Below are 12,846 nucleotides of genomic sequence, written 5' to 3'. Positions count from 1 at the left end.
CTTATTTCTGCACTTTAATATCGCAAACAATATAGGAGTTAAGTCCATTATCAACAAAATCTTTTATTTTTATAGCCCCTTTACGGTTGTCTTGTGTTTCGAAAAGCACGATTCGGGGTAACACACTATCATTAAATGCTAGTAAGCCATTATTGGTTTCTGTAATGGTTAATGCGTTTAATAAAGTATCGTCTGTCATGCTATCAAACTCGGTAGCGGTTAAACTTGCAGGGCAACCGCAAATTTCTTGCGAGTTAATAAATTTGGTGTGTGTGGCATTTGGTAGGGGTGCAAAACCATTAGTGCCTGCTATGTCTGGTGCTATAAATTTATTAAAACTAAAACTGTTGTTGAGCCCAAAAAAAGCTATATCAATCTCGGCACTATGTTCTGATGTCACTTCATTGGCCATAAACACCTTTCGTAAAGTTGTTGAAAAAAATGCCCCTTTAACATTGTTGTTATGTGCGGTATTAATGCCTAATTCTACATTGGTAAAGGTTCTTATATTGGTGTTGGGTAAAATGCTAATATTTTTAGTTGCTCTGCTTGTTCGTTTTCCATTATCGGTTTCTAAAACAATAGTGTAAATACCAGGTGTATTAAAAGTTACGGTTGGTGTTTTTTCTGTTGATGTTGCCGGTGTACCATTAGGAAATGTCCAAGAGTAATCCGTAGCACTTATGGTTGAGTTTGTCATGGTAATACTTACGGGAGCTTGGTAATCATCATCAAAATAATCAACCTCCCAATCAAATATAGCTTCAATATGGGGTGCTACATTAATAATCGTGCTTTCTAAAAAAGATTCAAACCCATTGGAGACCTCTAAAGTAATCGAATGATCGCCCGGAGTTTCAAAAGTTACATTTGGAGGATTATGTTCTGTTGATGTCGCTGGTGTGCCTCCTTCAAAAGTCCACTTATAAGTTAAGCCAACACCGTTGGTGGTGTTTGTTAGTGCTACTTCTACTGGGGGATAGTTACTATCTATTATTTCTGTTGAAAAATTAATGGCAATGGCATCAAAGACGGTAATCGACTTTGTGGCAGTATCGGTGCTTCCATCTATATTTGAAGCTGTTAAGGTCATGGTATAGGTGCCAGGGGTTTTATAGACAATGGTGCCAGGGTTTTCCTTTGAATAACTTTCAGGTTCTGCACCTTCAAAAGTCCAATTGTAATTATCTGCTCCAACCGATTGATTTTTAATAAATACTTGAACGGGTACAGATTGATTGGACTCTACAAAAACGGTGCTAAAACCAGCTTCTACAGGTAAAGCAGTTTCCTTATAACAGCTTGTAAAAATTAAGGCTGTAAGTAAAAGACCTAAAGCGATAATTGAAAGCTTAATATTTGTTTTTGAAAGTTTATGCATCATTTAGCTATCATACGTTTAACTTGTGTTTCTTTGGCCGTTTCTAATACCACAAAATAAACACCTGCTTGCAAAGAAACCTGCATTGGAATGGTATAATCCTTAGCGGTATGTTGTGTGAGATGCTCTAAAACAAAACCGCCATGTACATCAAAAACACGAATGGCTATTGGACTAGATTCAGTGAGATGGATAACAATTTGAAACTGTCCTGTATTTGGATTTGGTGTAAGGCTAAATGCTTCAATAAATGGATTCTTGGCATCACCAGAGCTTGGTAGGCCAATGCGATCCTCTACCACAATATTTTTGTACTGGTTGGCATAACAACTGCCTTGAGTAGATGTGAGTCCTATTTTATAAGTGTTTGCTTCTGGGAAACGCAATGTAATGGAAGTTTTGGTTTGGTTAACAATTGTGACATTTTTAGGGATGTCCCAATTAGAGTTTTCTCCTAAAGGGTCACTTACATTAAATAAAATAACATCCTCCTCTACATAGGCTTGAGAACTTAATAAAAACTCAACATCTATTTCTATGTCGTCTGTTGTTATTATTACACTATCTGTTGCTGTACAGCCTAAAGCTGTTGTTGCTGTAACCTCATAAATCCCAGCTTCTGTAACACTAATTTGAGCATTTGTAGAACTAAAACCATTGTTAGACGTCCATAGATACGTGGCATGAGGATCGTCGATGCTAGCATCTAAATTATAGTATTGATTTTTACATAAAGTTCTGTCGGCATCCAAGTCGATTTCGATTTTGTTTGGATCTTCCAAAACAATTTCTTTAAAGGCAACACATCCGTTAGCATCTGTTAATTTAAATGTATAGATCCCTTCAGATAGGTTTTGTATGCTTGTGGTGGCTTCTCCAGTACTCCAAGAATAGGTATATGGCAATTCTCCGCCAGTGATTTGCAATTCTATGCTACCATCATTACCTCCGTAGCACGTAGGAAGAGTTTTTTTAAGTGTTTCAATCTGTATTCCATTTGGTTGATCAATAGTAATATTACCAGTAGCCATACAACCACGGGCATCTGTTACATATACGACATGATTGTTAGCTGTTAATCCTGTGGCGGTTGCTGTGTTTTGGCCATTGGCCCACTGGATGGTATAAGGAGGGATTCCTCCCGTAATGCTTACTGTTGCTGAGCCATCGTTACCTGAAACACAAGACACATCTTCTTTTTTTAGTGTAACTTCTAATAAATCAGGCTGTTTTATAGTGGTTAAAACATCTACAGGAGTCACTACATTATTTAATGAGGTGCCTATAGTTATGCCATTAGCATCTATAATATTTACAGCGTAATCGCCAACATCGATGTTGGATAGTACCTTGCTTATTTCTCCACTAATTACCTTATAAACTCCTGTGGAATCCTTCTTTTTCCATATATATCTATAGGCGTGCTCTCCGTTAATTAGTGGGTTAAATGGTACCCCTCCAGTAGCTATAGCTGTTAACTCGCCATCGCTCCAAGGGTTTCCAAAGGTATTGGTATTATTACAAGAGATGGCTTTGGTTTCTATAATTTCTAATTCTAGTAAGGGCGGTTGTTTTAAGGTAAACGGTGCATCAATAATGGTACAACCTGCTGTGTTTGTTGCGTTTGTATAGTTAGCATCGGTAACGGTTAGCTTGTAGTCTCCAGCTTTTGCATTTTTTAAAATGATAAACCAATCTTTTGTTGTTGTATCAAAATCGTAATTAAATGTAGACCAATTAATCCATGTTGCTGTTTGGGAATCAAAATATTTCCATGTGAAACTATAGCTGTCATCAAGAAATTTTGTGCCACCATTTATTTTAGCGGTGATGCTTCCATTGGAAAACCCGAAGGCTGTGGGTTCTTGAACACCATCAAGCGGAAACTCTACGCTAACAGGTTCATCGGGTTGGGTAATTAAGATGGTTTCTGTTAAAACGCCCTGTGAGCCAATAATATTATCGTTACTGTCGCGACTGATTTTTTGAGCTAAACAATCATTAGAGTCTAGGACTTTAATGGTGTACGATCCATTTGGCAATCCTGTTTCTATGTGCGTACTGCCATTTGAAAACGCTAAAGGCGCTTGTTCATTAATAACATACTTATAATTTCCTGTGCCACCTGTAGCTTTTATGGTTATAGACCCATCGCTTCCTTCATTGCAGTTAACATTGGTATGTGTTGCTGTAAATTCTACTGGAGATGGTTTTGTGATATTGAAAGTAGCTTTATGAGCAGCGGACTCTACATAAGTATTCCACGGAACACCGCCGTAGCCAATAATATCTCCCCCAAATACTTGGGCAACATAAGTCCCTGGAGGTAAATTATTAATTTTATAGTTTCTATTTATAATATCGTTTTCTATATTTTCTTCAGAATGGTCTGTATTTAAAGTAGTATTTGTTAAGCTAATATTAAAATTCTCTCCATTTAATAAATCTCTATCAAAATTAAAATTTACACTTCCATCTATTGCATTATAACATGTTGTTTTTTTAGGCTGTGCACTATTGATATGAGGGGCAGATCTGGTTAATTCATAAAATATAGTTTCATTAGAAGTATAGTAATTACAAGAAACCACTCTTAAATATATACGTTTTCCAATATGAACCTTATTTATAAATGTAGATGGAACTATAGTAGGGTTTGCATCACCTTGAGTGCTGTAGGGCATGTCAAACCAACCATTTGGCAAAGGTGAGCCACTCGCAACTATTTGATATTGCCAATTGTAAAATGAAGTTGGAAAACCTAATGAATCATCTTTGGTAGAAAAGGTAAACGCATCGTTAAAACCAATTAAAGTATTTGGAGGGTGTTTTAAGGATAAGAGAGGATGTACTTTATAATTAAAACTCACATTTGTCATTCTTGGGGAATAACCTTCATCAAAGAAACCTTCATTACATGGTGGGTTTATTGTGATATTTTTAGTGGAATTTGCATCTGTTCCTGTTCTAAAATTTACATGAACATAACAACTAATTTTGGTTGGCCTTTTATTTCTAATAATAATTGGATCAATCTTATAATTAACTTCATTGTCTCCTCTATTTCTAATTGGTCGAAAATATAAAGTCTCTTCAGTACCATCATCAAAATGTATTTTAATATTAATATTAGAATTTGTACTGTTTTTTACACCTTTATTTATTCTGTAATTTAAATTATAGAATTCTATTTGATATTTCTCTTGAGAATTAGAAATAGAAGCAAATAATATAAAGGAAACAAAAAAAATTTTTTTCATATTCATAACCTTAAAATTTTATCACCACCTTTTTAACTTGCGTAAACTTTCCGTTTTTTAAAGTCGCTCGAATGTGATAGGTATATACTTGATTGGGATTAACCGCATCGTCCACCAATCGTTTAATGTTTACGGGTACAATACGCCAAGTGCTAGGGTCTTTATCATTAATTTGTTTGTAAACCGTATATTCTGCGATATTAGTGTCTTCCGCTCGCCAAAACAATTCTATATAATTATCTGCTCTATAAACTGTAAAACTAATATCTTTTATAAGCTTGGGTGGGCTCAGGTTAACCACCTTAATGGTAAGCGGTGCAGAGGGTAAAGATTCTAAACCACTTTTATCGATGGCCTTTATTGTATAACGGTATTTTTTATTGGCTTCTACTTGGCTATCTGTAAAGGTTTGAATAGTATCGGTAACCTTATATATTTCCTGCCATGCTGTGTTATCGCTCATGTTTTTTCTGGAGAGGATGTGTGTGGCATTAGCTTCTGAAGAATTTATCCAAGTGAGTCTTACATGCCCTTTTTTTAGTTTGTAATTGGAGAAAACTGGAGCTGTTGGTGGTATAACATCAGGCTTCTCTAAAACCAGTACTGCCGATTTTTTAGAGTGGTTAAAACGCTTATCGACCGCTACTACTTGGTAATATACTTTCGAGTTTAAGTTTTTAATTTCAACCGTATCTATAAACCTATTGGCTACTATAGGGGAAACCGTGCGTTGTGAGGGCTCTTCCTTTTCGGTAAATCCTCTAAATACACGATAGCCTAAAATATCTTTTTCTTCATTTTGTTTCCAACTAAAGCGTACAATGCCTAGGCTATCTATTTTTCCTTGTAATTCGATTGGGATTGCGGGTGGAATGGAATCCACTGGCTGAATAAGGGTGCTAAACGATGTTCTTTGTTGATTTGGTGCTTTGCCTACTGCTGTAATGGTAAAATAATTAGAAGATTCTAAATTAGAATATGTAAACTCTCTTTGTGTTACAGGAATACTATCGACTACGACTGTATATGGTCCAGAATCTTTGTCTGCGCGATTAAGCTGGAATTTTTTGATGCTAACTTCACCTTCTTTTGGGAATTTCCAAATAATTTGTGCTTCGTTTGGGTTGTTGGTGAATTTAAAATCGTAAATACTAGGTGAAAACGTTAAGTTAGGGTGTCCTTGTCCAGAAATGGTATCGGAATATGTGCCGTATTCTCCAAATGCTGAAATACCATTAACACGATAGTAATAGGTTTTGTTGTTTTGTGCTAAAGAATCTATGTAATACATGCGTTTGGCGGGCGCATTGGGTTTATCATTAAGATTAACCAAGGGCTCGGTACTTAATGCTTTAAACGTTCTATTGTCTTCAGAGCGTTCTAGGTTATAGGAAGTATAAATACTTTTAAAAAGCTCATATTCCCAAGTTAGAATGACATTTTTATCGCCATAAATACCTTGTAAATCTATGGGCGCAGGTAAAGGTTCGTAATCTTTAAGTCCTGCTATTACAGCGCTGCTTTTAATGTTTAATTGCGCTTGTGGTAATGCTGATTTAATTTTATAGACATAATGTTCATTCTGTTTTACCGTCTTGTCTGTAAATCCCCAACCTGCTTTTGTGGCGGCTTCAAAATTCATGTCGGCTGCTAACAAAGCAAAGGAGAAACGTTGTTCTATTTCTTGAGATAAATTTACAATATCGGCCAGTTCGCCTTGACTGCCATCTACTTGAAAGCTTTCTCCATAAATAGCTTGTGCAATAATAGCGGCATAGTCATTCTCTGTAACAATATCTTGCCAGGTCTCTAAAGGATCTGCTTTTATCGTTTTGCTCCAAAGTTGTTTTGGTTGTGGCAAACGCTCGCCATTAATAGAAAACAGATATTTTTCTAACACAAAACCGTTAGCATTCATTTTTTGCCACGCCAAAGCGTCATCTATAGCCCAACGCAACAAAATTTTGTTTTCTTGAACACGAGATAAGAGTTTTACTGTTGGTAAACTATCCTTTATATTGGGGTTTTGAGACCATCCTAAAGCAGTTAGTAAGCAAAACAAAAAAGCGATATGAAGCGTTTTGTATTTCAAAACAAAGGGATATTTTTTATACTAGTGCGATATTTATCGCACTAGTATTGGGTTTTTTATTGTCTGCTATAAGTTTCTGTTGTCACGTATCTTCTAACATCATTATTTTGGTCTGTATATCCTTCAGTAAATACCAAGGTTAGAGTATCTCCATTTAAAGTAAATTCTCTTATATAGGGATCGTCTGGGTAGCCTTCCTCTATACACGTAAGTGTGCTACCGCTAATGGTGTAGGTTCCTGAATAAGCCTCTGTTTCTACAACCTCCTGTCCATTTAAAATAAAGGATTCTGAATACAGTTCCGTAAATGTGCCGTCTGCATTAAATGTAACCCTTATAAAATTGTTTGCATCTACTACTTGATTAAATGTCCCGTCTGGAACATCATTTAAAAATCGTTCATCCAATTCAGAAACCTGAAGCCATGTGCCTACTATTGGGTCTTGATTATCGTCATCACTGCTGCACGACATAGTTAATAGACTGGAAAATACCAATGTTGCTAGTACGATTACTGTTTTAATGTTGTTCATTGTTTTCATGGTTTTAATTATTTAATTGTTGTTTGTATTAATTTCTAAAATTGATTGGGTTTTTAAATTTATATATACTACTTGAGCCTTCTATGCCACCAGGTAGTTTATAGCTTAGTTTTGTTTTATAAAAACCATAGCGCATAAAAAGGTAATTCTCATCTAAAAAATTTAGTACTGGACTGCCTCTAGGTATTAAACCATCAACTTGGTCGTTCACTATTTGCGATCGCAAATCGATCCAATCGGCTTTATAGGTTATAGTCAAATTATAACGGAACGGGAATGTGGTTCTTAGACTTTGCTCATTAACCTCATGTTCTAAATTATTTAGATAATTTGATAATAGGGGCAATGCATATTTTGGAGGTGTCCCTAAGACAGCAGCATCCCTATTATTAAAAGTGTATTGCCCGCCTAATGGGTATTTGGAATATAAAGGCGGATTTATGTCTGCATTAAAATAAGTATCGTCTAAAGTGGCTTCAATACTTACAAGCGGTATGTTGTTTGTGTAATTAGAGCCTAATAGTTCTGTAAGATCGAATGGTTCATGATCCTTAACACGGTTGGTTAAATAAATGACATCTGAGTAAATAACACCCCAATTGTAATCACTTGTGTTAAAGGAATTTATCTTTCTTTTAAAGGTTTTGTATTTCGAGGTTCCAAAACCGTAAGCTAAACGCTCTATTTCCCCGTCTTTTGATAAATTTTGAGCATTAGTCTCTCTAATTTCCACATTGGTTTCTGTAACTCCAGCATCATAAGCACCTCCATCTTTAGCATTATTGTTACTTGATGTATTGGTACTTGTATTAGATGAGCCACCTTTTAGTTTACTAGCTATTTGCATCGTGTATTGTGTTTCTTGCAACACATTTGGTATGCTGTAATTAATTACATTATCTGTCGTGTTATAATTAAACGTTGTTTCTACTGATTTGGCATTATTTTGCTGTGTGTAATTAATATAGCTTTCCCATGCGGCATCATTAAACAAATAATCTTGCCCGCGTTTAAGTTGAATATAGCCCTCATTATACTCGTCTTCTAAAAAATATTTTTGATCGACCACAGGGTATGCATAGGTGATATTGTGTAATGGTATGTGGTTTGGCGCGCCGCCGGTTGTAAAGCTGCGCTCTTCTATTTCTTTGGCAGGTTTACCATCAACCATTATGGTTTTAAAAATACCGTTTATTTTTTGTTTAAAACTCACTTCAACTAGAACTGTTAATTCTTCATGGGGAGGTAGAATATCTGAGGACACAAAATTGGCGCGATCTTTATAGTTGGACCACTCTAGATTACCTGGAATTTCTTCTCCGTTGTGTAGTAATTTGAAGGCTTCCAAATCAATACGATAGGTTTTATCGCCATCGTCTTCTGGAATGATTATGGGTTCACCAACCTTCATGCTAAATGCGGCTTGAGGTATTGCAAAAACGTCAATGTCACTAATACCATCGTCTGGTGTTACATCTGTGATAATTTTTAAGCCACCAAGTGGTGAAGCATCTTCAAAAACGCACTCTTTGCCTATAGTGATTTTGAATCTAAACTTACCTTTTACAAGGCCGCCTAAAACGCTAAAATTACCGCCCACATATCCGCGCATCCAAATAGGGTTTGGAGCTTTGGCTTGTAACAATACGGCAGCTCCCCCTTTAATGATGGGGATTTTCTTTTTAACGAAAAATAATTTAATACGTATGCCTAACTCGCCTTGTAAATAAGCGTAGGCTTGTCCGTTTGCATACCAACCATTAAGCCCCACTTGATCTCCAGTGTTAGAGCATTTAGCTTCTCCATAGTCGCGAAGCATGATATCGAAACCAGCACCTGCACTAAAATTAGCATAAAAAATAAGAAATCTTAAATCGCCCGTACTTACAGAGAAATTTTATCCAAAGGCAAAGCCTCTTCCACTTTTTAGAGCATTTTCGTCACGCATATAATCTAAGTGAGATTCTGGTAAGTTTAAAATACTACTAACTTCTGGCGGCGGCGGCGGTGAACCTGGTATTATAGAACCGACCATAAAATACCCTTCAGATCTATAATTTAAAGGCCCTACACCTATTTTAAAACCTTGGGGATTATTTGGTGTCCCTAGGTATAGGTACCATTCTTTTTTTGATAGGTGTATTACAGACAATCCCGACCGTCCATTTACTCCGTTGCCACGAACAAAGCCGCCGGGAGTATTTACAAAAGTTTCTAATTCGCCGTGTAAAACTTCATTGTCAAAATCAAATACAACGCCTAACTTTGTGCTTATTGTTAAGTCTCCGTGTGGGACTTTAATCATTTCGTTTTCAGCTTTGTCTAATAGATTTCTGCCAACAAAGGAGTTGTTAACGGCGTCCTCGTTATAACCTAAGAATTTTGCTTTTGCAGTGGCGCTTTCATTAAATTTGTTTAATGCTGAGGTAATGTTATCTAATCCACTGATTTTAACCCCCATCATAGAAGCTTGTCCATAAAGTCCTAATTGGCTAATGCCTCCACTATCATTAAACAGGATCTCAAAACCAACTCCACCTTCTAAAACGGCACCATCTCCTAAACTGAGCAAAACCATTGCTTTTAAGCCTAATCCATAATTTTTATCTGGTGTGTAAGTAAATGCGTCTCCATTTATGGCAGCACCAAAATCTTGCCTTCGCATATTGTAAGATGCACCTCCGGCAAACCCAGATAGATTAATTATACCTGTACCTACTGCTGGAGGTAAATCTACCATAGCGTCAACCATCCAATATCTAAAATCGGTTTTCCCAAAAATGGCATTCACTTCTATTTCTGTTTGTAAGACGTCAAATCGAGCACCGAGAGTAGCACCAAAACCATTTCCATACACAGGGTCGTCATTCATTAATTCCAGATTTCCCCAAATAGCAAAGCCACCTAAATCAGCATCTACTGCAATAGCATCTAAATCAACACCTTCAAATCCCCATTTTTGCAAATAATTTTCCTCTTTAAATTTACCTAAAATAGTCAAGCTTGTTTTTGCGGCAAATCCATTATCTTTCCCCATAAGGTTAATTGCTAAATCGAAATATAGGTTGGCATTAAATTCATTTGCACTTATTCCAATATCGGATATGGAGACCGGGAAATTAGCTAATTTTACTTCACCAGTATAACCCATATAATCTACTGCAAAAAGAGGGGTTTCGGTTTGTAATCTTAAATTTTGGAATGTAATACCATCAAATTCAACGAGATTTTCTTTATTGATGTTATTATTTTCTTGTTCTTTTTTTTGATTTGCTCTAATTTTTAAATTGCCATGCAAAGTGGCTTTGGGTCTAAACCTTCCATCTCTTACGGCTAGTTCTATAGCACTATTTGGGAGCAATTGGCCTTTGGCATTCCATAGGTTGAAATCGACAATGGAGTCGTTTTTTACATTCAATAGGTATTCTTCTTCAGTAATGAGCCCTTTATAAGCCATACCTAACTCGTTAGAAGTTTTATTAGGATTTTCTGCCTGGGATATAGGTAATAATATACGGCCTTCAAGGTCAGCTCCAATAAAGTTATTCGCAGCTAGAGAGATTTCAATATGGTCTAATGAATATGCCCACGCTTTACTATCATTGGTTCTGCCTTCATCTAAAGTGAAAACATTATCGGCATAAAAAGTACCCGACACACCGTAGTTGTCAATTATTAAGTGATGCGCTCCAAAAGTGACACGCTCATCTTTACCTCTATTTATTGTGTTGTTAGTTTTAAATTCTGTAGGCAGCTTTACTTGAACTGTATTAACATAAACCCCTCTCCAAGTTCTTTCGTTAGGGAGTAGTAATCCGTTTTCGTGATAATAGTTTGGAAAAGCATTTGATATCATCGGATCATTACGAATATCGCTAAAATCCAATACAGCCTGATTGACGTGAAATTGAAAATTACCGTTATAATCTTTGTTGTTTCGCTTCTGGGTTAATACAAAAGGTTGCAAATCTATACCTATTAAAAGATCGTTCCAGTCTGAAGCTACAACATTAAAAGCACCTCTTACTCTATTAAACACTTCAATGGTCTGTGTACCGTTTTCTGTTGTAATTGGGGTTAGTATTTTTTCTCGTAAATCTACTTTTCCATCTTCTGTTAAAGGTAAGATTAAATCTCTTGAAAATTCAACAACACCTTGTATCCCTAATTCTTTAACACCATCACAGTTAATGGTAACATAGGTTAGGTTTTGAACGTTTCCCGTTTTATAATCAAACCCACCTTTTAGTGTAAGCATCCATTTACCGGCATTAAAAGGTATGTTGAGGTCGCCTAACAATACTAAATTCGCGTCGCCTACAATGCCGCCTTGATGCGAAAGTTTTACATTATTGGCTCCAAAAAAAAGCTCTATAGGGTTACCATTACTATTGGTTTGCGGTAGTTTTACCCTTGCAAAAACAGTTAGTTCTGTATAATCTTTATTTATAGTTGCTTGGGTGATTCCAATGGCATATTCTATATTCTCTCGAATATGTTTTACACCTACTGGTAATTCTTGGATGTCTTCATTCGAGAAGCTATCGACCCACGACTTGTTGTCTTCAATGACTTGGAAAGATCCCGAGGCTTCCTGTCTGTCTTGGTTTAATGAATCTGAATCAGTGGAGGGTTTTGCAATGTTTTCTTTTGGGAGGTTAAAATTGGAAACTTTAGGGGCTTTAAGAAGTTTTTGGTTAATGGTTATGGTTTCATTGAAATAAAGAGGTAACTCATTTTCTTCTAATTTATTTGATATTAAATCATTATAAGAGACTAGTTCTGTCTTATTCCCACAATACTTTTTGTTTAAGATTGGAGTTGCAGTAAGTGGGAGTATATGTAACCACACAATAAAAATTAGAGTAGTTTTTTTAACCATATTATAGTGATAAAATATTCTTTAATGTATGCGAAATACAAAATAAAAAGAATAGTTTGTTCGACCAAATATAACATTTTTAGGATTAAATGCTCTAAATATGCTAAATTTCTTTCGTTTTAAGTGTATGAAACTTTTTTAAATATTGTATTTAATTATTAAGCTCTTGATCGTTGTATAATACAAGAAGGATTGTAACGTCTGAGAAACCACATCGCCAAAAGCATCCAAGCTTTGAGTCGTCAGATTTTGGTCTGTTTTTTATGCTCAAATTCACATTTTAATACCGAACATATTCTGTTATTTTCGTTTTTTGATCAATATTGAGTTATCTACAACTCCACATATATCCCAAAAAAAATTCAGTAACTCGACTAAAGGATAATTAATTAAAATAAGATCTAAAAATTAAGAATTGATAAAAAATCACATTCATATAACGCAATGATTTTAAATAATATAAGCTTGTGCTAGTCAGGATTTGTAAATGAGTTAGGCTTTCCAATAGGGATATAATTAAATTGTCATGTAAAAGTATTCCTTTAATTGTTTTTTTACTTAAACAATTAAACTGTCTATATCATTATGAGACTTACTTGTAAAAACTTACTTGTCTTATAGGCATTTATTCAACCTTTAGTAGTTGCTCTTTTAAAGTATGCTTCCTATTGTTCTCTAATGGTATAACC

6 protein-coding genes are annotated in these 12,846 nt (G+C 35.5%); all 6 read right to left on the bottom strand.

Translation table 11 applies throughout. The annotated features are described in order from the left end of the window. Nucleotide 1: 1 nt before the first annotated feature. Nucleotides 2–1,384 carry a PKD domain-containing protein gene (locus FEZ18_RS03340; protein WP_153267015.1) on the bottom strand — a complete coding sequence of 461 codons (1,383 nt, stop codon included), beginning with the start codon at nt 1,382–1,384 and terminating at the stop codon, nt 2–4. After that, the gene (locus FEZ18_RS03335; RefSeq protein ID WP_194269512.1) at nt 1,381–4,641 is read right to left on the bottom strand and encodes a T9SS type A sorting domain-containing protein; all 3,261 of its coding nucleotides are present in this window, start codon (nt 4,639–4,641) and stop codon (nt 1,381–1,383) included. The genes FEZ18_RS03340 and FEZ18_RS03335 overlap by 4 nt, the downstream gene beginning before the upstream one ends. Before the next feature lie 10 nt (nt 4,642–4,651). Next, nucleotides 4,652–6,733, bottom strand: coding sequence for a fibronectin type III domain-containing protein (locus FEZ18_RS03330; protein ID WP_153267013.1), 2,082 nt, complete (start codon nt 6,731–6,733; stop codon nt 4,652–4,654). A gap of 56 nt (nt 6,734–6,789) precedes the next feature. After that, nucleotides 6,790–7,266: a lipocalin family protein gene (locus FEZ18_RS03325; RefSeq protein WP_194269511.1), complete on the bottom strand. Its 477-nt coding sequence runs from the start codon at nt 7,264–7,266 to the stop codon at nt 6,790–6,792. 37 nt (nt 7,267–7,303) lie between these two features. Further along, the gene (locus tag FEZ18_RS03320; RefSeq protein ID WP_153267011.1) at nt 7,304–9,094 is read right to left on the bottom strand and encodes a hypothetical protein; all 1,791 of its coding nucleotides are present in this window, start codon (nt 9,092–9,094) and stop codon (nt 7,304–7,306) included. A 78-nt stretch (nt 9,095–9,172) separates the two neighbouring features. Then, nucleotides 9,173–12,157 carry a hypothetical protein gene (locus tag FEZ18_RS03315; protein WP_153267010.1) on the bottom strand — a complete coding sequence of 995 codons (2,985 nt, stop codon included), beginning with the start codon at nt 12,155–12,157 and terminating at the stop codon, nt 9,173–9,175. Nucleotides 12,158–12,846 lie beyond the last annotated feature (689 nt).

The sequence above is a fragment of the Oceanihabitans sp. IOP_32 genome, from assembly GCF_009498295.1.
Lineage (GTDB): Bacteria > Bacteroidota > Bacteroidia > Flavobacteriales > Flavobacteriaceae > Wocania > Wocania indica.
Note: the sequence above shows the minus strand (reverse complement) of the source record. Positions and strands in the feature narration are given on the sequence as shown.

Coding starts and splice junctions, on each gene's coding strand:
- FEZ18_RS03325 (WP_194269511.1), bottom strand. CDS start 7,266: ATGAACAACATTAAAACAGTAATCGTACTAGCAACATTGGTATTTTCC.
- FEZ18_RS03320 (WP_153267011.1), bottom strand. CDS start 9,094: ATGCTTCGCGACTATGGAGAAGCTAAATGCTCTAACACTGGAGATCAA.
- FEZ18_RS03335 (WP_194269512.1), bottom strand. CDS start 4,641: ATGAAAAAAATTTTTTTTGTTTCCTTTATATTATTTGCTTCTATTTCT.
- FEZ18_RS03340 (WP_153267015.1), bottom strand. CDS start 1,384: ATGATGCATAAACTTTCAAAAACAAATATTAAGCTTTCAATTATCGCT.
- FEZ18_RS03315 (WP_153267010.1), bottom strand. CDS start 12,157: ATGGTTAAAAAAACTACTCTAATTTTTATTGTGTGGTTACATATACTC.